The organism is Enterobacter sp. BNK-16, assembly GCF_048684955.1.
Taxonomy (GTDB): Bacteria; Pseudomonadota; Gammaproteobacteria; order Enterobacterales; family Enterobacteriaceae; genus Enterobacter; species Enterobacter bugandensis.
This window is the reverse complement of record NZ_JBLQTQ010000001.1, coordinates 2,143,531-2,170,483: the sequence shown is the minus strand read 5'-3', so window position 1 is coordinate 2,170,483 and position 26,953 is coordinate 2,143,531. Positions and strand designations below refer to the sequence as shown.

The 26,953-nt window shown below is 55.6% G+C and carries 26 protein-coding genes; 7 read left to right on the top strand and 19 right to left on the bottom strand.

Going from position 1 to position 26,953, the window contains the following annotated elements:
* Positions 1 to 270: 270 nt before the first annotated feature.
* Both phoR and phoB read right to left on the bottom strand, forming a co-directional pair.
* Complete coding sequence (gene phoR, locus ACMGGH_RS10360; protein WP_047363942.1) at positions 271 to 1,566, bottom strand: phosphate regulon sensor histidine kinase PhoR; 1,296 nt, start codon at positions 1,564 to 1,566, stop codon at positions 271 to 273.
* Between the two features lie 21 nt (positions 1,567 to 1,587).
* Complete coding sequence (gene phoB / locus ACMGGH_RS10355; RefSeq protein WP_008503265.1) at positions 1,588 to 2,277, bottom strand: phosphate response regulator transcription factor PhoB; 690 nt, start codon at positions 2,275 to 2,277, stop codon at positions 1,588 to 1,590.
* Positions 2,278 to 2,464: 187 nt separating this feature from the next.
* On the opposite strand from phoB, the gene sbcD reads away from it, so the two are divergent.
* Both sbcD and sbcC read left to right on the top strand, forming a co-directional pair.
* The gene (gene sbcD / locus ACMGGH_RS10350; RefSeq protein WP_232948749.1) at positions 2,465 to 3,670 is read left to right on the top strand and encodes an exonuclease subunit SbcD; all 1,206 of its coding nucleotides are present in this window, start codon (positions 2,465 to 2,467) and stop codon (positions 3,668 to 3,670) included.
* Positions 3,667 to 6,798, top strand: a complete 3,132-nt coding sequence (sbcC, locus tag ACMGGH_RS10345) for an exonuclease subunit SbcC (protein ID WP_232948748.1) — start codon at positions 3,667 to 3,669, stop codon at positions 6,796 to 6,798. The genes sbcD and sbcC overlap by 4 nt, the downstream gene beginning before the upstream one ends.
* Positions 6,799 to 6,878: 80 nt before the next feature.
* On the opposite strand, the gene mak is transcribed toward sbcC, so the two are convergent.
* Positions 6,879 to 7,784: a fructokinase gene (mak, locus tag ACMGGH_RS10340; protein WP_045259882.1), complete on the bottom strand. Its 906-nt coding sequence runs from the start codon at positions 7,782 to 7,784 to the stop codon at positions 6,879 to 6,881.
* Between the two features lie 123 nt (positions 7,785 to 7,907).
* Between mak and rdgC the strand changes: the two genes are divergently transcribed.
* Entirely contained in the window at positions 7,908 to 8,822 is a 915-nt protein-coding gene (gene rdgC / locus ACMGGH_RS10335; RefSeq protein WP_420299118.1) for a recombination-associated protein RdgC, read from the top strand.
* 46 nt (positions 8,823 to 8,868) lie between these two features.
* Here rdgC and ppnP read toward each other — a convergent pair whose 3' ends face one another.
* From ppnP to ACMGGH_RS10310, 5 genes are all read right to left on the bottom strand, one after another.
* A complete protein-coding gene (ppnP, locus tag ACMGGH_RS10330; protein WP_008503270.1) occupies positions 8,869 to 9,156 on the bottom strand; it encodes a pyrimidine/purine nucleoside phosphorylase in 288 nt (95 codons plus the stop codon).
* Between the two features lie 71 nt (positions 9,157 to 9,227).
* Positions 9,228 to 9,905 (bottom strand): AroM family protein, encoded by a 678-nt coding sequence (locus ACMGGH_RS10325; RefSeq protein WP_028012129.1) that lies wholly within the window; start codon positions 9,903 to 9,905, stop codon positions 9,228 to 9,230.
* A gap of 237 nt (positions 9,906 to 10,142) precedes the next feature.
* Complete coding sequence (gene yaiA, locus ACMGGH_RS10320; protein WP_003859135.1) at positions 10,143 to 10,334, bottom strand: protein YaiA; 192 nt, start codon at positions 10,332 to 10,334, stop codon at positions 10,143 to 10,145.
* Between the two features lie 44 nt (positions 10,335 to 10,378).
* Positions 10,379 to 10,903 (bottom strand): shikimate kinase AroL, encoded by a 525-nt coding sequence (aroL, locus tag ACMGGH_RS10315; RefSeq protein ID WP_028012127.1) that lies wholly within the window; start codon positions 10,901 to 10,903, stop codon positions 10,379 to 10,381.
* Positions 10,904 to 11,047: 144 nt separating this feature from the next.
* Positions 11,048 to 11,506, bottom strand: a complete 459-nt coding sequence (locus ACMGGH_RS10310) for a YaiI/YqxD family protein (RefSeq protein ID WP_049137480.1) — start codon at positions 11,504 to 11,506, stop codon at positions 11,048 to 11,050.
* Positions 11,507 to 11,603: 97 nt separating this feature from the next.
* Here ACMGGH_RS10310 and proC point away from each other — a divergent pair, with 97 nt between their 5' ends.
* Positions 11,604 to 12,413, top strand: a complete 810-nt coding sequence (gene proC / locus ACMGGH_RS10305) for a pyrroline-5-carboxylate reductase (protein ID WP_041911103.1) — start codon at positions 11,604 to 11,606, stop codon at positions 12,411 to 12,413.
* A 14-nt stretch (positions 12,414 to 12,427) separates the two neighbouring features.
* Here proC and adrA read toward each other — a convergent pair whose 3' ends face one another.
* From adrA to ACMGGH_RS10280, 5 genes are all read right to left on the bottom strand, one after another.
* Positions 12,428 to 13,531 (bottom strand): diguanylate cyclase AdrA, encoded by a 1,104-nt coding sequence (gene adrA / locus ACMGGH_RS10300; RefSeq protein ID WP_207119485.1) that lies wholly within the window; start codon positions 13,529 to 13,531, stop codon positions 12,428 to 12,430.
* Between the two features lie 102 nt (positions 13,532 to 13,633).
* The gene (gene psiF / locus ACMGGH_RS10295; protein WP_041911105.1) at positions 13,634 to 13,954 is read right to left on the bottom strand and encodes a phosphate starvation-inducible protein PsiF; all 321 of its coding nucleotides are present in this window, start codon (positions 13,952 to 13,954) and stop codon (positions 13,634 to 13,636) included.
* A gap of 275 nt (positions 13,955 to 14,229) precedes the next feature.
* Positions 14,230 to 14,490: an anti-adapter protein IraP gene (gene iraP, locus ACMGGH_RS10290; protein WP_049001853.1), complete on the bottom strand. Its 261-nt coding sequence runs from the start codon at positions 14,488 to 14,490 to the stop codon at positions 14,230 to 14,232.
* Between the two features lie 210 nt (positions 14,491 to 14,700).
* Complete coding sequence (locus ACMGGH_RS10285; protein WP_028012122.1) at positions 14,701 to 15,915, bottom strand: multidrug efflux MFS transporter; 1,215 nt, start codon at positions 15,913 to 15,915, stop codon at positions 14,701 to 14,703.
* Positions 15,916 to 16,083: 168 nt separating this feature from the next.
* Positions 16,084 to 16,767, bottom strand: coding sequence for an extensin family protein (locus tag ACMGGH_RS10280; protein WP_063437824.1), 684 nt, complete (start codon positions 16,765 to 16,767; stop codon positions 16,084 to 16,086).
* A gap of 103 nt (positions 16,768 to 16,870) precedes the next feature.
* On the opposite strand from ACMGGH_RS10280, the gene ddlA reads away from it, so the two are divergent.
* Entirely contained in the window at positions 16,871 to 17,971 is a 1,101-nt protein-coding gene (ddlA, locus tag ACMGGH_RS10275) for a D-alanine--D-alanine ligase (protein ID WP_232948747.1), read from the top strand.
* On the opposite strand, the gene ACMGGH_RS10270 is transcribed toward ddlA, so the two are convergent.
* Positions 17,968 to 18,198 (bottom strand): DUF2754 domain-containing protein, encoded by a 231-nt coding sequence (locus ACMGGH_RS10270; protein ID WP_028012119.1) that lies wholly within the window; start codon positions 18,196 to 18,198, stop codon positions 17,968 to 17,970. The genes ddlA and ACMGGH_RS10270 overlap by 4 nt on opposite strands.
* Before the next feature lie 248 nt (positions 18,199 to 18,446).
* On the opposite strand from ACMGGH_RS10270, the gene ACMGGH_RS10265 reads away from it, so the two are divergent.
* Positions 18,447 to 18,746, top strand: a complete 300-nt coding sequence (locus tag ACMGGH_RS10265; RefSeq protein WP_014882725.1) for a DUF2755 family protein — start codon at positions 18,447 to 18,449, stop codon at positions 18,744 to 18,746.
* Here the strand turns inward: ACMGGH_RS10265 and ACMGGH_RS10260 are convergent.
* The 3 genes from ACMGGH_RS10260 to ACMGGH_RS10250 form a co-directional block, all read right to left on the bottom strand.
* Positions 18,743 to 19,840, bottom strand: coding sequence for a DUF1615 domain-containing protein (locus ACMGGH_RS10260; RefSeq protein WP_045259878.1), 1,098 nt, complete (start codon positions 19,838 to 19,840; stop codon positions 18,743 to 18,745). The genes ACMGGH_RS10265 and ACMGGH_RS10260 overlap by 4 nt on opposite strands.
* A 14-nt stretch (positions 19,841 to 19,854) precedes the next feature.
* Positions 19,855 to 21,075, bottom strand: a complete 1,221-nt coding sequence (gene sbmA, locus ACMGGH_RS10255; protein ID WP_028012117.1) for a peptide antibiotic transporter SbmA — start codon at positions 21,073 to 21,075, stop codon at positions 19,855 to 19,857.
* Positions 21,076 to 21,189: 114 nt separating this feature from the next.
* On the bottom strand, positions 21,190 to 21,723 hold the full coding sequence (locus tag ACMGGH_RS10250) for an isochorismatase family protein (RefSeq protein ID WP_041911110.1): 534 nt from the start codon (positions 21,721 to 21,723) through the stop codon (positions 21,190 to 21,192).
* 204 nt (positions 21,724 to 21,927) lie between these two features.
* Between ACMGGH_RS10250 and ampH the strand changes: the two genes are divergently transcribed.
* The gene (gene ampH / locus ACMGGH_RS10245; RefSeq protein ID WP_041911111.1) at positions 21,928 to 23,088 is read left to right on the top strand and encodes a D-alanyl-D-alanine-carboxypeptidase/endopeptidase AmpH; all 1,161 of its coding nucleotides are present in this window, start codon (positions 21,928 to 21,930) and stop codon (positions 23,086 to 23,088) included.
* A 2-nt stretch (positions 23,089 to 23,090) separates the two neighbouring features.
* Here ampH and ACMGGH_RS10240 read toward each other — a convergent pair whose 3' ends face one another.
* Both ACMGGH_RS10240 and ACMGGH_RS10235 read right to left on the bottom strand, forming a co-directional pair.
* Complete coding sequence (locus ACMGGH_RS10240; RefSeq protein ID WP_059357346.1) at positions 23,091 to 23,717, bottom strand: helix-turn-helix domain-containing protein; 627 nt, start codon at positions 23,715 to 23,717, stop codon at positions 23,091 to 23,093.
* A gap of 89 nt (positions 23,718 to 23,806) precedes the next feature.
* The gene (locus ACMGGH_RS10235; protein WP_232948746.1) at positions 23,807 to 26,581 is read right to left on the bottom strand and encodes an autotransporter outer membrane beta-barrel domain-containing protein; all 2,775 of its coding nucleotides are present in this window, start codon (positions 26,579 to 26,581) and stop codon (positions 23,807 to 23,809) included.
* Positions 26,582 to 26,953 lie beyond the last annotated feature (372 nt).

The following is a 26,953-nucleotide window of genomic DNA, read 5'->3' as shown; positions in this document are numbered from 1 at the left end:
TACCACGCAAATACAGTCGGTCTGACAGTATCTGGGGGGCAATTTAAACGCTTATAACGTTTAAAGGCAAGGAGGGATCGCAAAACCAGAACAATATGCCAGTATGAAAACGCGCACCAGAACAATGCGCTAATTATAGGAAAAACCCATGGCTAATCATGCGAACAAAAAACAGCCAACCGTATAAAATTCACACGCGTTTCGCTTGACTGCAAAGCAAACGGGCCAGCGATGGCTGACCCGTGGAAAGGTAAAATGACACGCCTGCCGTCAGGCGCTCTTTTTGGCAATTAATCGTTCCGGGATAACGAAACTAAAGCGGGTTCCCTTACCCAGGGTACTCTGGATATCAAGACGGCTTTCATGGTGATTCACCGCGTGTTTCACAATCGCCAGCCCCAGGCCGCTTCCCCCCGTCTGCCGCGATCGCGCTTTATCCACCCGGTAGAAGCGCTCGGTCAGGCGCGGAATATGCTCCGGGGCGATCCCCGGCCCGTTATCCTCAACGCTAAACTCGGCGCCTGCCGGCGTATGCTGCCAGCGCACCACGATATCCGTTCCTTCCGGCGTATGGTTTACCGCGTTGTACACCAGGTTGGAGATGGCGCTACGCAGTTCATCCTCGCTGCCCAGCACCTTCAGCGTGTTGTCGACGTCAAAGGTCAGCTGATGTTTTTTATGGCTTAACGTCTGCGCTTCACGCTCGACGACGCGCAGCATCATTGGCACATCAATGGTGTCATTCAGCGCAAGAGAAGGCGCCGCTTCAATCTTTGACAGCGTCAGCAGCTGCTTCACCAGCCCTTCCATACGGTGCGTTTGCTCACGCATCGTATGCAGCGCTTTTTCACGCGGCGCGCCTTCCAGGGTTTGCTCCTGCATCATCTCCAGGTAGCCCTGCAGCACGGTCAACGGGGTGCGTAGTTCGTGGCTGACGTTGGCGAAGAAGTTACGACGCGCCCCTTCCAGCTGGTGCATCTGGGTCACGTCGCGCGCCACCATCAGCCACTGGCGATCGCTGTAGGGCATCACGCGGATTTCCAGATGGCGACCGTTATTCAGCTTCAGATTGTGGGGACGGGTGAAATCACGCTTTTTCAGATACAGCGTGAACTCGGGATAACGCAGAAGGTTGAGGATGTTCTGACCATTGTCGTCCGGCCAGCGCAGGCCCAGCAGCTGTTGCGCAAGCCCGTTACACCAGAAAATAGTTCCTTCTTCTGTCGTCAGGATCACCGCATCCGGCAGCGACTCTGCGCCGCTGCGAAAGCGTTTGATCAGGCTTCCCAGCTCGCGGCGACGCTTTTTATTACGCATCTGCATCTGGTGCAGGCCGTACAGCAGCGGCTCCCAGCTGCCGCTTCCCGGCGGCGGGGTCATACTGCGGTCCACCCACAGCCACCAGGAGAGACGCAGCAGGTTCCAGAAATGCCAGGCTAACAGCCCGGTGACCGCCGCCAGCAGAAACCACGGCAGATGCCCAAGTAAGGCCCCCAGAAGAAGGGCCGGAATACAGCATAAGATCAGTTCAAAGACGAGCCTTTTCCATGACAGACGTTCCAGCACGCGTCACACTCCTGTCATTATTCAGAAACGGGTCGAGAAACGATAACCCGTACCGCGGACCGTCTGTACCATGCGATCGTGGCCGCTCAGTTCCAGCGCTTTTCGCAGGCGGCGGATATGTACGTCAACCGTCCGGTCTTCGACATACACGTTAGTTCCCCAGACGTTATTCAGCAACTGCTCGCGGCTGTAAACGCGTTCCGGATGGGTCATAAAGAAGTGCAGGAGTTTAAATTCGGTAGGCCCCATGTCGAGGGGATTTTCGCCGGTCATCACGCGGTGTGACGTTGGGTCAAGGCTGAGGCCCTGCATCTCGATCACCTCTTCCACCGCCATCGGGGAAATACGGCGCATGACGGCCTTAATGCGGGCAACCAGCTCTTTCGGGGAGAAAGGCTTGGTAATGTAATCGTCCGCGCCGGTCTCCAGACCGCGCACGCGATCCTCTTCCTCTCCGCGCGCCGTGAGCATCACCACCGGGATGTCGCGGGTCAGCGCTTCACGCTTCAGATGTTTGATAAACTGCAGTCCGGAGCCGCCGGGCAACATCCAGTCAAGCAGAATCAGATCGGGCCAGGGTTCATTCAACTGGTTCACCGCGCTGTCATAATCTTCCGCTTCAACCGGCTGGAAGCCATTTTGTTCGAGCACGAAGCACACCATTTCACGAATTGGAGCTTCATCTTCTACGACCAGAATACGTCTCGCCATACTTTGCCCTGTCTTATCTTATTTAAGTTACAAGTTTGTAATGCGGCGCCATTATGCGTCAGATTTATGACAGATTTATGAAAAACAGTACCACTATAAATGGCAAACTGTTGTTTTATTACAGCGGTTATTTTCCTCTCCCTGACAGTTTATAATCGCCCGCATCGTTTTTCGCCACGGATCTCCTATGCGCATACTTCACACCTCGGACTGGCATCTGGGTCAAAATTTTTACAGCAAAAGCCGTGCGGCTGAACATGAAGCGTTCCTGAACTGGCTTCTGGAAACGGCCCAGGCGCACGAGGTGGATGCCATTATTGTGGCGGGTGACATCTTTGATACCGGTTCGCCGCCGAGCTATGCGCGTGAACTGTATAACCGCTTCGTGGTCAACCTGCAGCAGACCGGCTGTCATCTGGTGATTGTCGCCGGTAACCATGACTCCGTCGCCACGCTCAATGAATCCCGCGATATCCTGGCGTTTCTCAATACCACCGTGGTCGCCAGCGCCGGGCACGCGCCGCAGATCCTGAAAAAACGCGACGGGTCGCCGGGCGCTGTACTGTGTCCGATTCCCTTTTTACGTCCGCGCGACATCGTGCAAAGCCAGGCGGGACTGTCGGGCGCGGAAAAGCAGCAGCATTTATTGCAGGCCATCACCGACTACTATCACCAGCAGCACGCGGAAGCCTGTGCCCTGCGCGGTGAACAGGCCATTCCGGTCATTGCCACCGGGCACCTCACCACCGTCGGGGCCAGCAAAAGTGACGCGGTCCGCGAGATCTATATCGGTACGCTGGACGCCTTTCCGGCGCAAAACTTCCCGCCCGCGGACTACATCGCGCTCGGGCACATTCACCGCGCCCAGGTCATCGGCGGCTGCGAGCATATCCGCTACTGTGGCTCCCCTATTTCGCTCAGCTTCGATGAAACCGGAAAAGCCAAATCCGTGCATCTGGTGAGCTTTGATGAGGGCAAACTCAGCGCCGTCGAGACGCTGGAAGTGCCGGTCACCCAGCCGCTGGCGGTGCTGAAGGGCGATCTGGCTGCCATCACCGCCCAGCTTGAGCAGTGGCGCGGCGCTGAGCTTAACCCGCCCGTCTGGCTGGATATTGAAATCACCACCGATGACTACCTGCACGATATGCAGCGGAAAATTCAGGCGCTGACCGAAGAGTTGCCGGTTGAGGTGCTGCTGGTGCGCCGCAGCCGCGAGCAGCGCGAGAGAATTCTGCTCGGCGCCCAGCGCGAAACGCTTAGCGAACTGCGCGTAGAAGAGGTGTTCGAGCGCCGACTGTCGCAGGAAGAGATCGATGATGCGAAGCGCGTCAGGCTCAACGAGCTGTTCAGCCATACTCTGCACGCCCTCAATGACGAGGAAGAAAACGCATGAAAATTCTGAGCCTGCGCCTGAAAAATCTCAACTCCCTCAAGGGCGAGTGGAAAATTGACTTCACTGCGGAGCCTTTTGCCAGCAACGGCCTGTTTGCCATCACTGGCGCAACCGGCGCGGGTAAAACCACCCTGCTCGATGCCATCTGCCTGGCGCTCTACCACGAAACCCCGCGCCTGAATAAGGTCTCTCAGGCGCAAAACGATCTGATGACGCGCGATACCGCCGAGTGCCTGGCGGAAGTGGAATTTGAGGTGAAAGGCGTTGCCTATCGCGCATTCTGGAGCCAGAACCGGGCGCGCAACCAGCCGGACGGGAACTTGCAGGCACCGCGCGTGGAACTGGCCCGCTGCGAGGATGGCAAGATTCTGGCCGATAAGGTGTCGGATAAACTGGAGCAAACCGCGGCGCTCACCGGGCTGGACTACGGCCGTTTTACCCGTTCAATGCTGCTCTCGCAGGGGCAATTTGCCGCCTTCCTCAATGCCAAACCGGCCGACCGCGCAGAACTGCTGGAAGAACTCACCGGCACCGAAATCTACGGCCAGATTTCCGCGATGGTGTTTGAGAAACACAAAGCCGCCCGCAGCGTGCTGGAAAAATGCGAGGCGCAGGCGGCGGGCGTCGTGCTGCTCAGCGAAGAACAACAGCAGCAGTTGCAGCAAAGTTTGCAGGCACTTACTGACGAAGAGAAAACCCTGCTGGCCCAGCAGCAAAGCCAACAGAAAGATTTTCAGTGGCTTACGCGTCATGACGAGCTCGTGCGGGAGCAGCAGCGCGTTGCCGCCCTGCAGCAGCAGGCGCAACAGGCGCAGGCGAACGCGGCGCCGGAACTGGCAAAACTCCAGCTTGCCCAGCCCGCCGCCCAGCTTCGTCCGCTCTGGGAGCATCAGCAGGAGCAAACCGCACGTCTGACGCAAACCCAGCAGCGAATTAACGAAGTAAATACTCGCTTACAGACCAAAACCGCACTACGCGCGCGGATCCGCAATACCGCCCTGCGTACCCATGAGCGGCTACAGGCCGAACTGACGGCGCTGGGACAGTGGCTGGCGGAGAATGAGCGTTATCGCCTGCTGGGCCAGGAAATTGCCTGCTGGCGCGCCCAGTTCTCACAGCTAAACCGTGACAAAAGTCAGCTCGTCGCGCTTGCTGCGCGGATGACTGAGCTACGTCAGAAGCTGGCTGAGATGCCGGAAAATACGCTGACGCTGACGGCGGATGAGGTCAGCGCGGCCATGGAGCAGCAGTCCCGGTCCCGCACGCTGCGCCAGCAGCTGACGTCGCTGCATGCCCGCTATCAGCCGCTGCAAAAGCGCCTAAGCCAGAACGGTGAAAGCGTGCAGAAAGCCCAGGCGGAGCAGAGCAAGCTCAATGAAACCCTGGCGCTGCGCCGCCAGCAGTACAAAGAGAAACACCAGCACTATCTGGACCTGAAAGCCCTGTGCGAACGTGAAGCGACGATTAAAAATCTGGAAAGCTATCGCTCACAGCTTGAGGCAGGCAAACCCTGCCCGCTGTGCGGCTCCCACGAGCATCCTGCCGTGGAGACCTACCGGTCGCTTGAGCTGACGGATAACCAGCGTCGCCGTGATGCGCTCGAAAAAGAGGTCGCCGCGCTTAAAGAGGAAGGCCTGCTGGTACTGGGACAGGTTAATGCCCTGGCTCAACAGATCCAGCGTGAGACAGACGAAGCGCAGGCCTTGTCTCAGGAAGAGCAAGCGCTCACCAAAGCGTGGCTGGAGGCGTGCGCGTCTTTGAATATCGCTTTGAATATTCAGGAGGATATCGCGCCATGGATGAACGAGCAGGAACACTACGAGCGCCAGCTTTATCAGCTCAGCCAGCGTCTGACCCTGCAAAACCAGCTGAACGAGCAGGAAGCGCAGGAACGCCAGTATCAGCAGCAGCGCACCGCAACCCGCCAGGCGCTGGAACATACTCTGCTCGCGCTCTCGCTTAGCGTTCCCGAAGAGGGCAATGAAGCCGACTGGCTGCACGCCCGCGAAGCGGAATTTGCCCACTGGCAGGAGAAGCAAACGCAGCACGGCGTGCTTCAGGAACGCGTGAGCGCGCTGAAGCCGCTGCTCGACACGCTTCCGGCAACACACGGTGAAGAGGCTGAACCGGCCATTCCTGATGACTGGCGCGACATCCACAATGAATGCGTGTCGCTGCAAAGCCAGCTCGCCGCCCTGCAGCAGCAGGAGTCGCTGGAGCGCGAGCGCCTGCAGCAATCGCAGACGCAGTTCACCGCGGCGCTCTCCGCAAGCTGTTTTGCCGATCGGGATGCGTTCCTTGCCGCGCTGCTGGATGACGATGCTATTCGCCGCCTCGAACAGCTGAAACAGTCGCTGGAAAACCAGATACAGCAGGCCGCGGCCCTTTCCGGCCAGGCTAATCAGCAGCTGCAGGCGCACCTTGCGCTGCGCCCGGAAGAACTTGACGCGGATGCGTCTACCCTGCAAAGCCAGCTGCAGCAGCTGGCGCAACGGCTTCGTGAGAACACCACGCATCAGGGCGAGATCCGCCAGCAGCTTAAGCAGGACAGCGATAACCGCCAGCATCAGCAGGCGTTAATGCTGCAAATTGAAGAGGCCGCGCGCCAGGCCGACGACTGGGGTTATCTCAACGCGCTGATCGGCTCCAGCTCCGGCGACAAATTCCGCAAGTTCGCTCAGGGGCTGACGCTGGATAACCTGGTCTGGCTCGCAAACCAGCAGCTTAACCGCCTGCACGGCCGTTATCTCCTACAGCGTAAGGCCAGCGAGGCGCTGGAGCTGGAAGTGGTCGACACCTGGCAGGCCGATGCGGTGCGCGATACGCGCACGCTCTCCGGCGGCGAGAGCTTCCTGGTCAGCCTTGCGCTGGCGTTAGCGCTTTCTGACCTGGTCAGTCACAAAACGCGGATTGATTCCCTGTTCCTGGATGAGGGATTCGGCACGCTCGACAGTGAAACGCTGGATACCGCGCTGGATGCGCTCGACGCGCTGAACGCCACCGGGAAAACCATCGGGGTGATTAGCCACGTCGAGGCGATGAAAGAGCGCATTCCGGTGCAGATCAAGGTGAAGAAGATCAACGGACTGGGGTATAGCAGGCTGGACAGGGAGTTTGCGGTGGGGTGAGTGTTGGGTCGATTCGGTCTGGTGCCCTCTCCCTGGCCCTCTAAACATCAAAAACGGCAACGCAAGTTGCCGTTTTGCGTTTACTCCGGCCATAACCACGCCGCGCCGCGCACGCCACTGGAATCGCCGTGGACGGCTTTGCGGATCGGGGTTTCGCACTCGCCGCCGAAGACCCACTGTTTCACCAGATTTGGTACCGTGGCGTACAGCCGGTCAACGTTGCTCATGCCACCGCCGAGCACAATCACGTCCGGATCGAGAATGTTCACTACGTGCGCCAGCGATTTCGCCAGACGCATTTCGTAGCGGCTAAGCGCCAGTTCGGCCACCGGATCCTGTTCTTCCACCAAACGCATAATCTCGTTCCCCTTGAGCGGCTGGCCGCTCAGGCGGTGGTAGTCGGTTGCAAAACCGGTGCCGGAGATAAACGTCTCGATACAGCCCTGCTTGCCGCAGTAGCACGGCACCTCGGCGCGGTATTTAAGCTCGTCTTCATCCATCCACGGCAGCGGGTTGTGCCCCCACTCACCCGCCGTGCCGTTGCCGCCGATATGTGAACGTCCGCCAAAGGCCACGCCCGCGCCGCAGCCGGTACCGATAATCACCGCAAACACGGTCTGCGCTCCTGCGGCTGCACCATCAACGGCCTCAGAGACCGCCAGGCAGTTAGCGTCATTCGCCAGACGCACTTCCCGGTTCAGACGCTGGCTCAAATCCTTATCAAACGGCTGACCGTTGAGCCAGGTGGAGTTGGCATTTTTCACCACACCCGTATAAGGCGAAATGGAGCCGGGGATCCCCATCCCGACCGTGCCCCTCTCGCCCGTCGCCTGCTCGGCCATATCAACCAGCCGGGCAATCGTCTCGATCGTCTGGTGATAATCATCGCGCGGCGTCGGCAGACGGTGGCGGAACAGCTGTTCCCCTTGCTCGCTTAATGCGATGACTTCTGTTTTGGTGCCGCCCAAATCAATCCCAATACGCACAAGACTCTCCTCATTATTTTGATTATCAACAGAGTAGAAGCACGCTTCCCGATTAGCAATGCAAGCGATGCGACAATTCGTTATCATGCCCGCTGATTTAACGACAAGGCCGTGGAAATTATCATGCTGTGGTTCAAAAATTTGATGGTTTACCGTCTCAGCCGCGACGTTTCGCTGCGCGCAGAAGAGATGGAAAAACAGTTAGCCGCTTATAGCTTTTCCCCTTGCGGTAGCCAGGATATGGCGAAAACCGGTTGGGTTCCGCCAATGGGTTCACAAAGCGATGCACTGACCCACGCCAGCAGCACGGGTCAAATCATCGTCTGCGCCCGCAAAGAAGAGAAAATTCTGCCCACGCCGGTAGTTAAGCAGGCGCTTGAAGCAAAAATTTTCAAGCTGGAAGCCGAGCAGGGCCGCAAGCTGAAAAAAACCGAAAAAGATTCGCTGAAGGATGAAGTGCTGCACTCTCTGCTGCCGCGCGCCTTCAGCCGCTTCAGCCAGACGATGATGTGGATCGATACCGTTAACGGGCTGATCATGGTGGACTGCGCCAGTGCCAAAAAAGCGGAAGATACGCTGGCCCTGCTGCGTAAAAGCATCGGCTCTTTACCGGTCGTACCGCTGGCGCTGGAAACGCCGATTGAGCTGACCCTGACCGAGTGGGTCCGCAGCGGTACCGCGGCGCAAGGTTTCCAGATCCTGGACGAAGCCGAGCTGAAAGCCCTGCTGGAAGATGGCGGCGTGATCCGTGCGAAAAAGCAGGATCTGGTGAGCGACGAGATCGCCGTACACATTGAAGCGGGCAAAGTGGTCACCAAACTGGCGCTCGACTGGCAGCAGCGCATTCAGTTCGTGATGTGCGACGACGGTTCCGTGAAGCGTCTGAAGTTCTGCGACGAGCTGCGCGATCAAAACGAAGATATCGGCCGGGAAGATTACGCCCAGCGCTTTGACGCGGACTTTATCCTGATGACCGGCGAACTGGCCGCGTTAATTCAGAATCTGGTGGAAGGTCTCGGCGGCGAAGCGCAGAGATAATTTCCCCTCACCCTGATCCTCTCCCCAAAGGGGAGAGGAAAGAAGATTATTTCAGGTAGCGGCACAGATAAGAGGTCGGTTCAGCGACCTGCAAATGAAATTCGCTGTGGCCAGGGACGTTGAAAACTTGTCCGGCAGCGTAAACTTTCCATTCCGTTTCACCCGGCAGTAAGACGTTCAGCGCGCCGCTGACCACCGTCATCTCTTCCGCTTCCGCCGTGCCAAAGGTGTATTCCCCTTCAGCCATAACGCCCACACTGGCGCGGCCAGTGCTGCTGCTGGTAAAACCGATGGATTTCACTTTACCGGAAAAGTATTCGTTACTTTGAAGCATGAACTGGCCCTTATATTCAGAGATAAAAATTCACTATAGGGGCCATGCTCATCACCTGTCACGCAAAATCATTACGTCAGAAGTTCTGAGGCCAGGCGAGCCATCAGAACGTTGGATAACAGCACCGGCACGTCCAGCGCCTTTTGCAGTAAATCCCGGTGATGCTGGTGAAAACCAAGACAGTCCAGAATCAATACATCCGCCCCTCTCTCCAGCAGCTCCTTCCCGGCAGCAATGAGTTTAGCCTCGCTGTCCCAGAAGGGGTTTGCCAGCGCATACAGGGGCGTTTTTTCGAGCACGTGCCACTTTGCTTCCTGGTTGTCCATAAGCTCCTCGATGGGCACAATGACCCCCACCTGATGGCCGTCAACAATGGAGGCTACCAGCGGAGGAATAATGCGCATCGGCTCAAGCAAAATCGCATTGCGCGCGATGAGTCCCTTAATGGGGGCGGTGCTCATCAGCAAAATAACGTCATATTGCTGATTATCGAGTACTTCTATTACTGCCTGCAGCGAACGCTCAATTTTCTGCCGAGAAACATGCGCCAGTTTACCGTCGCTTAATAACGTCGCCAGGGGATCCTCCCCCGCCTCTACAGCGTAGTCTTCCATGACCTCTTCCCGGCTCATCTTACCTAGCAGGCTGAGATGCGTGATCTGTTGTTCAGATACATGCTCGGTTAAGAGCGGTAACACTTCGCTTACAGGGACCACACCAATGGTGAGGATCGCCAACGTTGCCTTCATCTTCTTCGCCTTCCATCACTACAAAAACGTAAACACAGGTACAGGCTCTCTACGCTGTACAGTTCGTTTTTTCAACAAAACAGCACCAAGCGTAGCAGGCGATCTCTGCCCCGAAATGTAAAGATCGCCTGCCGGTAACGGAGCTACCTGTAATAACTAAATATTAACTCCTGCTTAACATTTGCGATGAGTAAAAAGTGTGATTCAGGCACGGTATTGGAGCGTTTAGGAAAACATTCACGACTTTTCTGGATCTTCGTAGCGCCGTTTGGCATCCAGCGCTTCCTGTTCAGTCTCATGTTCACTGATCAGCGAGTCCGGTTTGGGGTGATCGGCACGCAGCTGGTACCAGGTGACGGTCTGGTCGCCATTGCCTTTTTCAACGGTAACAATACGTGCTTCGCGCGGATAGGGAGGTCTGGTTGGCATAGCTCATCCTTTTTTTATGTCTGAGCTATCAGTATAGACGGCGGTTAGCTGGCACACGCCAGACGCAGGGCGGTAATAATCTGAATTACCACATCTTCCGGGGCCGCAGAGGCATCCACGACATGGTGTGCCGCTTCACGGTAGAGGGCATCACGCTCGGCCAGCACTTCGCTCACCTCTTCGCTGAGCGGTCGTGACGTCAGCGCCGGGCGTTGTCCCTCTTCAGGAAATGCTTCAAGTCGCCCTACCAGAGCCGCCACCGGCGCGCAGAGATAGATCACAATGCCTTTTTCGCGCATAAAGTGACGATTACATTCGGCCAGAACAATACCGCCTCCCGTCGCAATGACGGCTGACGGCGTGGTGACCGCTTTCAGCGCGGCCGTTTCGCGGGCGCGAAAGCTTTCCCATCCCTCTTGCTCCACGATGTCTGCGATGGTTTTGCCGGCCTCGGTCTGCAGCCAGTGGTCGGTATCAACAAACTGACGATGACATGCGCGTGCCAGTTCCACACCAACGGTGGTTTTCCCACAGCCGCGGGGGCCAACTAAAAAGATGGGTTGGGTCATAGCCAGGTGTTCCCCTTGATGCCGAATGGCTGAAGAGTGTAAAGAAATAATTGCAGAAGATGTGTCGAATACTTTACTGCAAAGCGGTACGGGATGACAACCCTGTGGAGGCCACACTGTACCACATATTGACAATAATTATCATTACGCCGTACGGCGCTTCACTTCCAGCAGCCATTTATCCAGTTCGGCAGCAAACTGCTGGCGATCGCGCTGGGACAGGCTATCCGGTCCACCGGTCTGCACGCCGCTGGCCCGCATCGTATCCATAAAATCACGCATAGTGAGTTTTTCCCGGATGGTTGAAGGCGAATAACGCTCGCCGCGTGGATTGAGCGCCGCCGCCCCTTTCTCCAGCACTTCCGCCGCCAGCGGAATATCGGCAGTGATGACCAGATCTTCCGCGCTGCACAGACGAACAATTTCATTATCTGCCACGTCGAACCCGGCCGGCACGCGGAGGGAGCGAATGAACCGCGAAGGCGGGACGCGAATATTCTGGTTCGCCACCAGCGTCAGCGGCATCTGAACGCGCTCGGCGGCGCGGAATAAAATCTCTTTAATCACATTCGGACACGCGTCCGCATCAACCCAAATCGACATGTTGTCTCCCCATAATGACTCTGCCGACTATTGTCGCCTGCATTTCGTTGTTAAGCTATCAATCAGAGAAAACAACGCATAATGACGGAGAATCATGATGGACAAGAAAATCGGGTTTATCGGCTGCGGTAACATGGGCAAAGCCATCCTGGGCGGCCTGATCGCCAGCGGGCAGGTTCTGCCGGGTCAGATTTGGGTTTATACCCCGTCACCGGATAACGTCGCCGCGTTGCGCGATCAATACGGGATCAACGCCGCCGAAAGCGCGCAGGAGGTGGCCCAGGTTGCCGATATCGTCTTTGGTGCCGTTAAGCCGAACATCATGATCAAAGTGTTAAGCGACATCACCTCCAGCCTGAATAAAGAGACGCTGGTCGTGTCGATTGCCGCAGGCGTGACGCTCGATCAGCTGGCGCGCGCGCTGGGCCACGATCGTAAAATCGTCCGCGCGATGCCGAATACCCCCTCACTGGTCAACGCCGGTATGACCTCCGTCACCCCTAACGCGCTGGTGACTTCAGAAGAGGTGGCGGACGTGCTAAACATTTTCCGCTGCTTCGGCGAGGCGGAAGTGATTGCAGAATCCATGATCCATCCGGTGGTCGGCGTGAGCGGTTCAGCCCCCGCGTACGTTTTCATGTTTTTAGAAGCGATGGCGGACGCCGCCGTGCTCGGCGGGATGCCGCGCGCGCAGGCGTATAAATTTGCCGCGCAGGCAGTGATGGGCTCCGCCAAAATGGTGCTGGAGACCGGTAAACACCCGGGTGAACTGAAGGATATGGTCTGCTCCCCGGCCGGTACCACCATCGAAGCGGTGCGGGTGCTGGAAGAACGCGGGTTCCGTTCTGCGGTTATCGAAGCGATGGCAAAATGCATGGAAAAATCAGAGAAGCTGAGTAAATCCTGATGTCTGGCCGGGCGTCAGGCGGCCACTTCGGTGCGGCCGCGCCCGGCATTTTTCGCCTTATACAGCGCCACATCTGCCGCCTTCAGCCATTCCCGATAGTGTACAAACTGCGGCCCCCAGGGGGCCACGCCCACGCTGATGCGCAGAGGCTCCTTCGGCGCGCACGGTAACGACAGCGTTTCCAGCCGCGCGTGAACCCGCGACATGACGGCGATGGCGCTTTCAGCGGCCGTCTGGGACATAATCACCGCGAACTCATCCCCGCCAAACCGGCCTATCGCATCGCCTGACCGTACCGACATCTGAAGCTGGCGGGTAATGGCCACGATGGCCTTGTCGCCTGCGTCGTGCCCCCAGGTATCGTTGATGTTTTTAAAATGGTCGATATCAATCAGCAATATCGTGGCGGTGCAGTGGCTCCGGCGACAGTGCTCAAATTCATTGCGCAGCAGCATTTCCCAATGTCGGCGGTTAAACACCCCGGTCATACCGTCACGGGTGCTCATCATTTCCAGCCGCCGCTTATGTTCCGCCAGCCTGACGGCCGTTCGATGGCTAAGCCAGGCAAACAGCATGGGATAAAGCATAAGGACAGGAAGCGTTAAGCCCCACTCCAGCGCCCCCGGATTAAAGGGCTGCGCTCTGCCAGCAAGCGGTAACGTAAGCAGCGCAGTAAGCAGGGTGAGCACGATCCCCGCGATAAAAAGGCGGCAGCCGCCAGAGCCCATCATGTTCATCCCCACCATCATCACCAGCGCCGCAGTGGGTAATACATACATCCCCATCACGCCGATCCAGACCCCGGCGATAACGGCATCCATCTTGAGGTTAAAAATTTCCTGCTGATGAGGTGAAGCGGCGCGGCAGGATAACTGCCAGGCAAAGTGCGGCCAGATGAATGCCCACCCCACCAGAAACAACCACCAGCCGCCGGGTAAAAAATGGCTGACCAGAATTTCCGCCACCGGGACAAACATCGCCGCCAGACCGACAACGCGCGCCAGCCGGGCTCGCCTGGCAAACTGGATGCCGGTACGGTGAGGGTCATCCTGAGAAAGGGTTAAACTCCACTCTTCCCGAATGCGCTTTTTGTAGTAATAAATGTCATCATTCATCATTTTTGGGAATATTCTGAAACATTTTCCCAAATTATAGAGAGGGGGACTGCGGGGAAAGTATGAAATTTCGGGTGAGCCGCCGGAGCCGCTCACCCGTTAGAACTACACTTTTTTCTTCAGGCAGGCACTCATGAACTTGCTGCGATCGTCGCCCTTGAGGGACTGTTCGGTTGCTTTCGCATTACACTCGCGCATTTTTTGCTGCTGCGGCGTCAGGCTTTTTTCGCCGGGTTTCGCGGCGCCGTTTTTCAGGCAGTCGCTCATGTAGGTTTTACGTGCATCCCCCTTCAGACTCTGGGACGTCGCCTGTTGATTACAGGTGGTCATGCGTTGCTGTTGCGGCGTTAATGTTTTTTCTTCCGCGTTCGCCGAGGAGATCAGGAACAGGCCGGAGAGCAGAGTAACCAGTAATGTTGTTTTCATTGCACCATCCTTTTGTGAACATTCTCTGTAAGTCTGGTTCGTGACAGGAAAAAAACCACCCGGCAGATGTGATTTCCGCCGGGAATTTATCATTTCAGTTCCAGCGCGCAGGAATTGACGGTATCAGCATAAATGGCAGGGGTAATTAACAGGGAATGTAACGCGCTAAAAAGCGCGCTCTGTTTCAATTTATTTTCTTCATGTACAAATACAAAAATAAAACAGAGCGACTCCAGGCATCCTGCATGACAATCCTATGACATGTCAGTAACGGCTTAACTGCGCGGATGCCTCAACAGCTTCTTTACGTATTGCTGCAGCAACTCGGCATCTTGTGGCGGAACCTGCGTATCGGGCCGCGCCTTATCCAGCGCTCCTTCAATGCTTTCAATTAACGCCTGCTGATCCGATGTTGCCATCTGCCGCAGCAGCGCGGTGACAACTATTTCCAGCGCTTCGACCTGGGCGACCAGCTCTTTCGACTCCTCTTCCTTTTGTGCAAGCTTAACCAGCAACTCAGCAATGAGATTTTTCATCGTGCTATTTCCTTATGGGATTTCCTCTGAAATTAACACCAGGAATGAAATATGCAAAGCGGAGAAAAGTATTATCTTATGCAAAAGTGACATTGCCGCCAAATTAGCGCAGCGATTTTTTCAGCGAAACGTTTTTCTATAAAAAAACGCCGCATTTTGTTATATAAAAATGCGGCTACCATAAGAATATATAATACATCTGCAAAAAGGTTATTTCGCTGATTTCGCCTCCGCTAATTGCCTGCGGCGACGCAGGGCAATAGCCAGCTGGATAATATTGATTAAAACGACAATCGCCGTCGCGGCAAATACCCAGCGAAAACCCGCCATTGCAGAAACGGACGCACCAATAAGCGGACCGGCGACGTTGCCTAAATACATAAACGACTGGTTATAGCCAAAAATACGCCCCGTGACCTGATCGCTGGAATATTTGACCAGCAATGTCTGTACGGCGGGCAACATAGCGCCATCCGCAAAGCCGAGTAAAAACCGCAGCACGCCCAGCTGAAGCGGAGAGGTAACAAACGACATGGCGAAAAAGAGCACCACCGCAAAAATCAGCGTCGCCATCAGGATGCGCGCCGTGCCGATCCTGTCGCCCAGTTTTCCCAGACGCGGGGCAGAGATCAGCGCGGAGACGCCCGGCACGGCGGCAATCATGCCGCTGAGAAAGGCGATATTGTTGCTGTCCGGCTCCATCGACTTGATAAACAGCGCCAGAATCGGGCCGACCGAACCGTTGCAGAGCTGGATCACCATGGTGGTGACAAACAGGCTAATCACGAGTCCCGGGTATGGCAGCGAGGCGAAGACGGCCTTGCCGCTCAGGCGCTCAGATTTACTGATAACGGGGCGGCCCCCCTCTTTGATAAGAAACAGCGTAACCAGAAAGCTGATCACCAGCAGGATTGCGGTGATGATGAATACCGCGCGCAGACCGACATGGTCAGCCAGAAAGCCTCCCAGCAGCGGGCCGCCGATAACGCCGCTGATCTGGGCGGTGGAGAGCGTACTCAGCGCCCAGCCGCTGCGCTCGCGCGGTACCTGAGAGGCAACCAGCGCCATGGCGTTGGGAATATACCCGGACGTCAGCCCCATCACCGCCCGCAGGAAAAACAGCTGCCAGACGTTGGTGGCGAAGGCCTGGAGCAGAATAGCAATCGCCATCCCGAGGGAGGCGCGCAGCAGCATCAGCTTGCGCCCTTTCCGATCCGCCAGGCTGCCCCACATCGGTGACACAATGGCGGAGACCAGAAACGTGACGCTGAACGTCAGCCCGGACCACATGGACAGCGCTTCGTGGGAGCTGACCCCCAGCTGTGACACGTACAGCGGCAGGAACGGCAGGATCTGGCTGATGGCAAGCCCGGTGAAGAAGCAGCCGAACCAGACCGAGATGAGATTAACTTTCCAGGATTCCATACAGAAATAGTCTTCATTTTTAGGCGAATTCGCCGTCAGATTAGCAAGTTACGCGTCTTAACGTCGCACCAGAGATGCGGCCTCGCTGACTTTGGTGTTTTATCTTCCCAGTCATCATATTTGTGAAATAAGTCACAATTCATCCATTTTCTGGCGGAAGATTATGCTTCAGCGGCAGAGACCAAAGCCGCGCATTCCCAGATGAAAATGGCTGGCGTGCGCCGCGTTATATTCCGGCCCAAGACCGTTTCCGTAGTAACCGCAGCTTGCCGCCAGCAGAGCCTTCAGCCAGGGCTGCGTTTTTGCCGATTTCCAGCCGTTAAGTACCGTAACGCGCTCTCCGTTCGCCAGCCGAAAAGCGGCGATATCCAGAGCCTCTGCCGTGGCATGCTCGCTGCGCCGCGCATCGGGCCGGTGGTAGATATTGCGGCAGGCAAAGCTGCCGAGGTGCTCAATGCGCGTCAGTTCACTGCCGGTAAAGCGTTTAGTCAGGGGCCGGGCCTGCTGGCTGACAAACAGGGCTGAGCTGAGCGCCAGCGGACAGCTGGCAAGAAAACTGCCGTTCAGGCTCACCGGGCCAAAGTCACGCACGCGCACGACGTTGTTCAGCGGGCATTCCCCGCCGCTGTCAGCGACCGCCTGGGTGCGGATCAGGTTTTTTTGATTAGCCTGCGCTAACAGGCTCGCGCAGGCTTCGGGCGTTAAGTGCCGCAGCTTATACTGGGTAATGCGGCCAGGCGGGTCGTCCAGGTTCAGCGGCGTGAAAGGGTTGTAATAAGACGGCAGCCAGCGATAGCCCGCCGTTGCGATTGCCCCAAGGATGAAAATGGTCAGCAGCGTTTTTCCTTTCACTCTCCCCCCTCACTGTTCCCCAAAACATTATGGCAGAAGGCCGCGAAACCCGCAGGGCATCGTGGTATGTTATTGGCTTTTCGTCAGACTGGAAGAGAGTGAGATGGCAAAGCAGCGCGTAGGTATTGTCTTTGGGGGAAAATCAGCGGAGCACGAGGTGTCATTGCAATCGGCTAAAAATATCGTTGATGCGATCGATAAAAGCCGTTTCGACGTGGTGCTGCTGGGCATTGATAAACAGGGCCAGTGGCATGTTAACGATGCCAGCCAGTATCTGCTGAATGCCCACGATCCGGCACACATCGCCCTTAATCCTTCGGAAATTAGCGTCGCCACCGTACCCGGCGTCCTGAAGGGTCAGCTCATCGACGCCGGCAACGCGCAGGCTCTCGCCCAGATCGACGTGGTCTTCCCCATCGTGCACGGCACCCTCGGCGAAGACGGTTCCCTGCAGGGAATGTTACGCATGGCCAACCTGCCGTTCGTGGGCTCGGAGGTGCTGGGCTCCGCCGCCTGCATGGACAAAGACGTCACCAAACGCCTGCTGCGCGATGCCGGGCTGAATATCGCGCCGTTCGTGACGCTCACCCGCGCCAACCGCGACAAACACAGCTTCGCGCAAATTAGCGCTGAACTGGGTCTGCCGCTGTTTGTGAAGCCAGCCAACCAGGGCTCCTCCGTGGGCGTCAGCAAAGTCACCACCGAAGCAGAGTTCACGCAAGCCGTCCGTCTGGCGTTTGAGTTCGACCATAAAGTGGTGGTTGAGCAGGGGATCAAAGGCCGCGAAATTGAGTGCGCGGTGCTGGGCAACGATTTCCCACAGGCCAGCACCTGCGGTGAAGTGGTCTTAAACAGCGACTTCTACTCGTACGACACCAAATACATTGATGATAAAGGCGCCCAGGTTGTTGTTCCTGCGGATATCGATCCGGCCATTAACGATAAGATCCGGGCGATCGCCATTCAGGCCTATCAGACACTCGGCTGCAGCGGCATGGCGCGCGTGGACGTGTTCCTGACGCCGGAGAACGAGGTGGTGATCAATGAAATCAACACGCTGCCGGGTTTCACCAATATCAGCATGTATCCTAAACTGTGGCAGGCCAGCGGGCTTGGCTACTCTGAGCTGATCACCCGCCTGATCGAGCTGGCGCTGGAGCGTCATGCCGCCGACAGCGCCCTGAAAAGTTCCGTTAACGGCTAATCGGCACCCTTAGCGGTCTCCTCCGCTGTCGTCTCTTCCGGACGGCGGCGGATTATCAGCCCTGCCAGCCAGAAACTGATTACCCAGGTCACCAGGCCCACGGCATAGGTTTGCCAGCCTTTCGCTTCAAATCCCAACAGCCCCACGACGCCGTTAAGAATAAAGATCAGCCCGATAGCAAAGGCGTAGTAGTGCCAGTCACGGCGAAGTTTGGACGTGAGCTTCATAACAACTCCGGCAGGAAAAAAGACATCCTCTCACAGTTTCACCGCCAGGTCTGTGGCAGATGCGGAAATTCTGAAATGCGGTGCAGTTTCATTTAAGTTAACAAATTGTGACATGCTGCAGAAATCAACAATCCAGGAGAAATCCTGAGCGAAAATTACCACGATTCTGATATTGACAAATGCGATGACCTGTCAAACTCACCCCGTAAGACGCGTATTAAAACAGAGTGATATTTCGGGAGGTCAACATGGCTGACTTTACATTGTCGAAACCGATTTTTGGCGGCAAACCAAAAACCTCCACGGCGGGTAATATCGCGTATGCCCTGTTTGTCCTGTTCTGCTTCTGGGCTGGCTCCCAGCTGCTTAATATGCTGGTGCACGCGCCGGGCGTTTATGAACACCTGATGCAGGTGCAGGATAACGGACGCCCGCGGGTTGAAATCGGGTTTGGCGTGAGCACGCTGTTTGGCCTCGTTCCCTTCCTCGCGGGGTGTATGATTTTAGGCGTTGTCGCGCTCGTCCTGCGCTTTCGTCGTCGCCATTAAAGCCCCATACAGCGAGCCCGGCGATCGTCCACGCGTTTTGCGAACCATGCGGTGGTCAGGTTACGCGTGATCTTCGGGCTTTCCAGCTGAATCCCCGGCAGAATTGCCCTCGGCAACGTTTTCCCACTCTTCTTATCGGCAAGCGCAAACACTTTCTTGTAGAGATCCGTTTTCTCAAATGCCAGGCTGTCGCCTTTCTCAAGCTGACGGCGAATGTCGCTGTTGCTCATATCAAGCGTTGTCGATAATTTCCGGATCGCCCGCTCGGTGCTTCCCGCCTCGCTGCTGCCGTAGGCGATAAGATCGCCGTCCAGCGCCAGCTTGACGCCGCTTGCGCGGCTAACCGCGCTCTGAAACGCCGCGTTACGGCTGGCATACCAGCCCGCGTTAAAGTCTGCGAAGCGGTACAAGGGCTCGCTGTAGTTCGCCGGATAGTTCAGCAGATGATACGTGCCGAACCATAGCCCGCCGCGCAGGGAGAAGACCTCCTGACGCACCGTACCGTCAATTTCCCACGGGTAGCCGTCGGTATGCTTCTCGGCAAACGCAATGCTCACCTGCATCGGGCCGCCGGTGTGAACCGGGTTCAGTGAGCCAAACAGTTTCTGCCCCATCGGCACCATGTTAATGAAATCATCAAAGATGGCGCTGAGCTGTTTTTCGGTTTTCACCGTGTCCAGCCGCTCGCTGTAACTTTTGCCGTTTGGCGAGGTGATTTTCAGCGCGGTATGCACGAGGAACACCGGGATATGCATCGATTCCGCGCGGCGGTCGATCTCTTTCCAGGCAATTTTGTTAAGACCCGGCACCACCGGGTCTGACTGGTACATCGACTCCTGCTGCGCCACCGCCAGCACCGAGCAGATATTCTCCTCGGTTGGGGCAATCTTCTGGCTTTCAAAGGTTTTTGCCAGCGCATCCGCCCACGCATTGCGATCCTTCACGCTGGCGGGCATTTTTTGCCGCACAACGCTTGCGACATCCACGGGCTTCTCGCCCTTTTTAAGCGGAGCAGCCCCTTTTTCGGCACAGCCCGCCAGAACGAGGGCAGCCAGCAAGGACAGCGGTAACGCACGCGGTACGGCAAAAGACATAGCAACTCCCTGTATTAGCTAAATGTGTTGGTGACTTCCTGCAGGTCCCGATCGTCCAGCTCATGTTCAAAGCTGCGCAGACGTTTGTAGATGGACATCAGTTCCACCAGCGTGGTCCAGGAGTTGATCAGATACTGGAACGAGTTTCTGACCTGATCGAACACGTTGGTAATCTGGGTCAGTAAGCCCAGCGTGATTGTTCCCGCAACAATAGACGGGAACAACAGGAATAGTCCAAAAACAGTATCGACCTGCAGATAGAAAATACGGGCAATATTGAAATACATGTAGTGGAAATAGAGCCGGAAATAGTTGAAACGGACGTTGCGGAACAGCTCTTTTATCGTCGGGGGCGCAGCGCGCGTTGGGTCGTCCTCTCCGTAGACCAGCTCCTTACGATAGGCCGCTTCCACACGCTGATTCTTAAACTCTAAGCCCGGCAGCTTAATCCCGACGACGGCAAGCAGGCCTGTGCCCATAAGCGACCAAATCAGCGCCGGGATGAGCAGGCCGTACGGTAAATGTCCGACAATCGGCAATGCTGAAATATGCGGAGAAAGCGCGACCAGAATCGGTAAGAACGCAAACAGTTTCAGAATGGCATTAAGCAGGCTGACGCCCATATCCTCAAGCGTTGACGCAAAACGCATGGTGTCTTCCTGAACACGCTGAGCAGCACCTTCAATATGGCGCAGACGCTCCCAGTGGGTCATGTAGAATTCGTTCATCGCCGTACGCCAGCGGAAGACGTAATGACTGACGAAGAAATTATTCAGCACCGCCACGGTGACAGCGATCATCGCAATGCCCATAAAAATTTTTAACTGATTATAAAGCTCGCCAATTGGCACCCTGTTAGGGGCGCTAAGCGCTTTCTGGATGAGATCGTAGAACGGGGCATACCACGCGTTAATGGCTACGCTCACTTCGACCAGAAACCAGGTGACAAAAATAATCAGCGACGTTCCGAGAATGGACCACGTCTGCCAGCGATGAGGGGAATAATTAAACCAGAACAGCGCAAACAGCCCGACGCACAGCGCGTAATAGGCATAAAACAGCAGATAGCTGAACGACCAGAAGCGCGCCGCGCTAATCGGCACCTCGCCTGTCGCCCCCACGATGCGTGTCAGCCATGCACCGCCGCCCGCCAGCCAGAACACGACTGCGATCAGTGCCCAAATAAATGCCGACAGGAAAAAAGGCCCCGGCTTTGGGAAAAAAGACTTAAACATGATACTTCCTTCTTGTTGTTATGGTTGTTGCTGTGCTCAACACATTACCACACGAATACCTTGCCCGAGCCGGACCCCGGCTCGGGCAAAAAGGTCAGACCCGTGGGTTGATTATTAGTTCGCTTTCCAGTTTTCGAGAATTGTTTCGGTGCGTTTCACCGCGACAGGGTTCGCCGGCGCAATGAAGTTTCGCCAGACGTCGTTGTGGTGGTGAATCAGGATCTGTGCTTCGGCAGCCGGGCGGTTGGCGGTGGTGTGGGCATCTTCCGCCACGGTGATGTGATAACCCCGGCTGACGCCATTCTTGACCGTGGCGTCAACGCAGTAATCGGTGGCGCAGCCGCAGATGACAAACTCGCGAATGCCCTGCTCGCGTAACAGCGCCTCAAGCCCGGTGTTATAGAAGGCATCGCAGGCGGTTTTGGTCACGTACAGCGCGCCGGCAGGTTGATGGAGTTCAGGCAGCAACGCAAACCCGTCACTTCCCTCTTCCAGCCCCCCGGCCTCGGCATGCTGAATAAAAATCACCGTGTCGGCAGCCTGCGTAAGCTGGTTGATCAGAGAGACACACGTCTCGCGCTGATGACGCGGGGTTTCAAACACCCCGTTCTGCATATCAACCACCATTACCACACGCTTTTCAGACATACCGTTCTCCGCAAGATTAAGTAACACTGGTGCCTATCATAAGCCCGATGTCACAAAATGGGAGAGCGCTCGCAGGGAAATTCTTCATATTTACCCATGGTTACGTTTTTCTCGCTATGGTTATGCTATTCGGGGCATTGCACGGTGCCGATTAGTAGTATAAATACCCATTACTTTCCTCATTCACTTCATGGATGCTTTTCGTTGAAACGTTGTCTGCTCTCTTTTGCCGCGCTGTGTGCGGTGAGCTTCTCCACCGCCCAGGCAGCCCAGCCGCTGACGGCGCCCGTTTTGGCTTCCGATATTGCCGATCGCTACGCGAACCTGATCTATTACGGCAGCGGCGCGACCGGGATGGCAATGGTGGTCATCGACGGCAACCAGCGCGTTTTCCGCAGCTTTGGTGAAACGCGTCCAGGTAATAACGTTCGCCCGCAGCTGGATTCCGTTGTGCGCGTCGCGTCCTTAACCAAGCTGATGACCAGCGAAATGCTGGTGAAGCTGCTCGACCAGGGCGTGGTAAAGCTCGACGATCCGCTCAGCAAATACGCCCCGCCGGGTGCCCGCGTGCCGACGTATCAGGGCACGCCAATTCGCCTGGTGAACCTCGCGACGCACACCAGCGCTCTGCCGCGCGAGCAGCCGGGCGGCGCGGCGCACCGCGACGTTTTTGTCTGGCCAACGCGCCAACAGCGCTGGAACTATCTGAGCACCGCCACGCTGAAATCCGCCCCGGGCTCGCAGGCCTCTTACTCGAACCTGGCGTTCGATCTGCTGGCGGATGCGCTTTCAACGGCGGCGGGCAAACCTTACCCGCAGCTTTTTGAAGAGCAGATCACGCGTCCGCTGGGCATGAAAGACACCACCTTTACCCCTTCCCCGGACCAGTGCAAACGCCTGATGGTGGCAGAGAAAGGCGCAAGCCCCTGTAACAACACGCTGGCGGCCGTGGGCAGCGGCGGGGTCTATTCCACCCCTGGCGACATGATGCGCTGGATGCAGCAGTTCCTTTCTTCGGATTTTTACTCCCGCAGCAGCCAGGCCGATCGTATGCAGACCCTTATCTATCAGCGTACTCAGCTGCATCGCGTCATCGGGATGGACGTGCCGGGTAAAGCCGATGCGCTCGGCCTGGGCTGGGTCTATATGGCGCCGAAAAATGGCCGTCCGGGCATCATTCAGAAAACCGGCGGCGGCGGCGGATTCATTACCTACATGGCAATGATTCCGCAGTCCAACGTGGGCGCGTTTGTGGTGGTCACCCGTTCTCCGAACACGCGCTTCGTTAATATGAGTGACGGCATCAATAACCTGGTGGCCGAACTGAGCGCCAATAAAGCCCAGGTGCTTACTGCGTCTAACTGATCTTAATATTCCGTGGGCAAGCGGTTGATGCTGACCAGCTTGCCCCGGCTCATATTGATGTAGTTCCCCTGACGCAGCGCAGCCAGGACTTCTGCAACGACCGAACGTGAAATACGTGTGCTACGCTGAATATGATTCATAACTCCAATTTTTGAGCGCAGCGAGTCATCCCACTCGGCCATATTGATCAACATCGCCCGGATCTGACTATAAGAGTTATTTCCCACCAGCTGCAGGTCACGCTTGCCCAGAATATGGTTAATCCATGACACCCAGCAGAAAGCATCCTGCCAGAGATGATTTTGCTGAATAAGTTGACGCGTGGCAGAGGCCGGTAAATAAAACCCAGAACAGGTTGTGTGTGTCATCATGGAATATTCCAGATAACTATCATTTATCCATGCATTCAAACCATAGATAAAAGGTGCCTGCGCAATGCCCATCAGAAGTTCATCAGATTTACGATGGATAGCGGTAAGACCAGACTGTATTACAAAAGTAAATGGCTCATCATCATTATTGCCGGTTGTTATTAATTGCTGTGGTTCGATCTTAAAGGGGGTACCGGCGACTTCCAGACATTTTGCGAGCCGGCTTAATTCAGAAAGTGGTTTCGCATTAACGTTCATGCATACCTCAAAGCATCTGTATCTGTCGGTTCTTTATTATTTTTAAACCATATAAAAAAGCGGGGGAAAATATCCCCCGCGCTTTCTATTTACCAGGTATATTTCACACCCAGGTTTGCTCCCCAGTTCTGGTCAACGTCGCCGCCGCCCAGATAAGTCGCATCGGTGTAAGCACTGAAGTTTTTGGTGAAGCTGAACTGGGTGCCCAGCCCCACGCGAACCGCAGAGCCTTCGACGCCGTTATCAATGCTGTCAGAGTTGATATCAGCATTATTGTCAGCATCGTCATAGACGTAAGCCAGCTTGAAGTACGGGGTCAGCGCCTGTTCGCCGCCGTAGTTGAAGGTATAACCCGCATCCAGGCCAAGTTCATAACGCATGCTGTCGTAAGACTGACCATCGATACGCATGTCGTTGCTCAGCTGGTAGTCGTCGCCTGACTGGAACAGGCCAGATACCGCCGCGTAAGGAGTGATGTAGCCTGACAGGTTTGGTTTCCAGTCATAGCCCAGCTTCATCCCGAAGCCAACAGCGTCAGAGGTGGTGTCACCGTCAACATACTGACCGTTGCTCATGGTTGCAGAGAGGTCATTGTTAAAGCGGGTGTAGTTCAGTGAGCTGTCGAGGAAGACGTTGTTCGCAAACGTCGCAGACGCGTAGATCATCGCAGTCTGGCTGTCCTGATCGACCTGACCCGTACGATCGCTGATATCGCCTTTCGCAAAACCAGCTGCACCACCGACGATCCACTTCGCATTATTACCGTCAATCTGCGTGTCCAGACCGACCATAATGCCGCTTACGTCCTGATCGTAGCTGACGGTGCCGTTATCCGCGTCAAAATTGCCGCCGAAATAGCTCACCCACGCTCCGCCGTTGTCTGCCAGGCCATGACGGCTGTTGGTCAGACGCGTACCCACGGTATCCTGCTGGAGATTCCAGATATTGGTGTTGGCAGAAGGAATGCTCAGCGCCATGTTGGCGTAGTCAGTCAACTCTTTCTGCTGGAGAACAACGGTGTCACCCTCCTGCTGCGCCTGATAGGTATAAGCACCTAAATCAGCTTTGTTTGCAGCAGTAAAGCTGGCTGCGGTATCTGGGTTATTGTCGTAGACGCGAACGATCTCTTTGTTTTTGTAGTCGGCAACTGAACCAGCGCCGGTTGCATCGTCGATGCGCACCTTGTAGTTACCGGCAACGTCACCGTTCACCGCCAGATGGCCGTCGGAGTTCAGCGCGACAACACCGTAGTCATACTCCGCGTTGTAGCGATCGTTGGTGATATAGCGTGCGTTGTTCAGATCACTGTTCAGCACATAATCGCGGCTGGCAACGTTGAGCACGCCGCCATCGGTCAGTACCATATTGTGCGTATCAACCTGACCCAGACCCAGCGCCAGCTCGGCACCGTTGTCTACGGTAATGGTGTTGGCATACAGCTCTGCTGTCTCTTCAGTCAGTGCCGCACGGCTATAGCTGTCCAGATACAGGCTGTCGGTTGCCACGGCTCCGCTGTCGCCAATATTCATGGTTGAAGCATTGGTCAGGGTGATTGAATCCGCCAGCAGGCCGGAGTTTTCAACATTGACCTGAGACTGGTTGTTCACCGTCAGCGCATCAATGTTGGAGACCTTGCGGGTATCCCACTCGGAACCGTTATCCAGCGCCACATTGAACAGGCCGCTTTGGTACACCTCTTCACCGGCAACGTGACCGTTGCTGTCGAAGGTAGAATCAGGCCAGATGCTGTTCGGGGACAGAGCGTGCCAGTCAACGTTGCTGTAGCCCTGGCCATACATCTGCGCAGTGCCGATAGCTTCAACGCTGGACTGCGCTGCACCGACCCACTTGCTGCCGTTAGTCAGCGTAACATCCAGTGTATCGGTACCGTCCCAGCCGTTGGTGGTTGGGTTATAGACACCATCTTCAGTGGTATCCGTTGCCGGATCGCCATTCTCGTAGAAGTTGTTATCAAAGGTGCTGGAGAAAAGAATGTCACCCGTTACGGTAGAGTGATCGAAGGTAGCGGTGGTCTGCATGGCGTTATCAGACGCGCCGGCCGCAACGATCAGCGCCGCATCATCCGCAGCCGAGGCGTTGGTTTCACCGTAGTCGCTCGGCTTCGCCGTTTGACCGTAGAACCCGTTGGTGCCCAGATCGCTGTACGCACCAGAGGTCAGCACGGAGTCTTTCACCACCAGCGTATCGGTAAAGACATTGCTGCTGTTAGCAACGCCTTCAACGCCGTCGTATGGTGTGTTATCCAGCTCCTGATAACCCTGCGTCAGCGTGATACCCGCGACGTGGGAGTTGTTCTGAATAACGATATCAGATTCAACGTCCAGGGTAATTGCGTTACCCAGACCATAGGTGTCCAGATAATGCGTTTCAGTATTCTCGCCATTGACGACATCATACGCGTAATGCTCGTAGGCATCGTTGATGGTGGAGTTATCAACGGTCAGACTAAAACGATCGTACTGGGTATGACTGGTGCCGTCAGTATCCACGCCATCTGCACACGTCGTGGTCATACACTCTGACGTGATCATGCCGTTAATGGTGCTGTTAGAAATACTCAACGCGTTCGCACGGCCATTGACCCCATCATCCAGATAGTAAGTCGAAATAACACCGTTTACGGTTGATTTATTGATGACCGGATAAATGTCACCATCATGGGTGGCATCCGAGTAATCCCAATCTGCGTAGCCATAATACCACGGCGTAGATGCGGTATTATCATATCCAAAAGTATTATATGTCGTACCGGAAATATCTTTCGCATTAGCCTGAGAAGCGATAGCCAGCGTACAAGCTAATGCAAGTTGAGATACAACCAGTTTCTTTTTCCATGTTTGCATTGGGTCATCCCTCCTCAGGGACGTAAGCATGTTTGTCCGTAAATCAATTAGCAATGTTTAATTGCGGAGTGAATTATGCAGTTTCATTCAGAAAAGGTTCAATGAATGATTCATTTAAGTCCGTATCCAGACAATCAGCAGATGTAAAACGAGAGAAAAAGAGCGCTAAATATAAATACTATAAAGAAAAAGTCAAAATAAACTAAACAAGCAAAGGTGATATAAGTTTTATAAACAGATCATTTTTATTTATACATTCCCTTCGTAATAGAATTAACATCAATAATTCGAACCGACATTCCGCAGGATTAGTTAATTATATATAATTCACTGGCAATCATAGACAGGCCGCATTAATCGGTATCAAAATGC

What these genes read in the sequence shown, in the direction of transcription:
- phoB (WP_008503265.1), bottom strand. Translation starts at nt 2,277, where the DNA reads ATGGCGAGACGTATTCTGGTCGTAGAAGATGAAGCTCCAATTCGTGAA.
- sbcD (WP_232948749.1), top strand. Translation starts at nt 2,465, where the DNA reads ATGCGCATACTTCACACCTCGGACTGGCATCTGGGTCAAAATTTTTAC.
- sbcC (WP_232948748.1), top strand. Translation starts at nt 3,667, where the DNA reads ATGAAAATTCTGAGCCTGCGCCTGAAAAATCTCAACTCCCTCAAGGGC.
- rdgC (WP_420299118.1), top strand. Translation starts at nt 7,908, where the DNA reads ATGCTGTGGTTCAAAAATTTGATGGTTTACCGTCTCAGCCGCGACGTT.
- ppnP (WP_008503270.1), bottom strand. Translation starts at nt 9,156, where the DNA reads ATGCTTCAAAGTAACGAATACTTTTCCGGTAAAGTGAAATCCATCGGT.
- ACMGGH_RS10325 (WP_028012129.1), bottom strand. Translation starts at nt 9,905, where the DNA reads ATGAAGGCAACGTTGGCGATCCTCACCATTGGTGTGGTCCCTGTAAGC.
- yaiA (WP_003859135.1), bottom strand. Translation starts at nt 10,334, where the DNA reads ATGCCAACCAGACCTCCCTATCCGCGCGAAGCACGTATTGTTACCGTT.
- aroL (WP_028012127.1), bottom strand. Translation starts at nt 10,903, where the DNA reads ATGACCCAACCCATCTTTTTAGTTGGCCCCCGCGGCTGTGGGAAAACC.
- ACMGGH_RS10310 (WP_049137480.1), bottom strand. Translation starts at nt 11,506, where the DNA reads ATGTCGATTTGGGTTGATGCGGACGCGTGTCCGAATGTGATTAAAGAG.
- proC (WP_041911103.1), top strand. Translation starts at nt 11,604, where the DNA reads ATGGACAAGAAAATCGGGTTTATCGGCTGCGGTAACATGGGCAAAGCC.
- adrA (WP_207119485.1), bottom strand. Translation starts at nt 13,531, where the DNA reads ATGATGAATGATGACATTTATTACTACAAAAAGCGCATTCGGGAAGAG.
- psiF (WP_041911105.1), bottom strand. Translation starts at nt 13,954, where the DNA reads ATGAAAACAACATTACTGGTTACTCTGCTCTCCGGCCTGTTCCTGATC.
- iraP (WP_049001853.1), bottom strand. Translation starts at nt 14,490, where the DNA reads ATGAAAAATCTCATTGCTGAGTTGCTGGTTAAGCTTGCACAAAAGGAA.
- ACMGGH_RS10285 (WP_028012122.1), bottom strand. Translation starts at nt 15,915, where the DNA reads ATGGAATCCTGGAAAGTTAATCTCATCTCGGTCTGGTTCGGCTGCTTC.
- ddlA (WP_232948747.1), top strand. Translation starts at nt 16,871, where the DNA reads ATGGCAAAGCAGCGCGTAGGTATTGTCTTTGGGGGAAAATCAGCGGAG.
- ACMGGH_RS10270 (WP_028012119.1), bottom strand. Translation starts at nt 18,198, where the DNA reads ATGAAGCTCACGTCCAAACTTCGCCGTGACTGGCACTACTACGCCTTT.
- ACMGGH_RS10265 (WP_014882725.1), top strand. Translation starts at nt 18,447, where the DNA reads ATGGCTGACTTTACATTGTCGAAACCGATTTTTGGCGGCAAACCAAAA.
- ACMGGH_RS10260 (WP_045259878.1), bottom strand. Translation starts at nt 19,840, where the DNA reads ATGTCTTTTGCCGTACCGCGTGCGTTACCGCTGTCCTTGCTGGCTGCC.
- sbmA (WP_028012117.1), bottom strand. Translation starts at nt 21,075, where the DNA reads ATGTTTAAGTCTTTTTTCCCAAAGCCGGGGCCTTTTTTCCTGTCGGCA.
- ACMGGH_RS10250 (WP_041911110.1), bottom strand. Translation starts at nt 21,723, where the DNA reads ATGTCTGAAAAGCGTGTGGTAATGGTGGTTGATATGCAGAACGGGGTG.
- ACMGGH_RS10240 (WP_059357346.1), bottom strand. Translation starts at nt 23,717, where the DNA reads ATGAACGTTAATGCGAAACCACTTTCTGAATTAAGCCGGCTCGCAAAA.
- ACMGGH_RS10235 (WP_232948746.1), bottom strand. Translation starts at nt 26,581, where the DNA reads ATGCAAACATGGAAAAAGAAACTGGTTGTATCTCAACTTGCATTAGCT.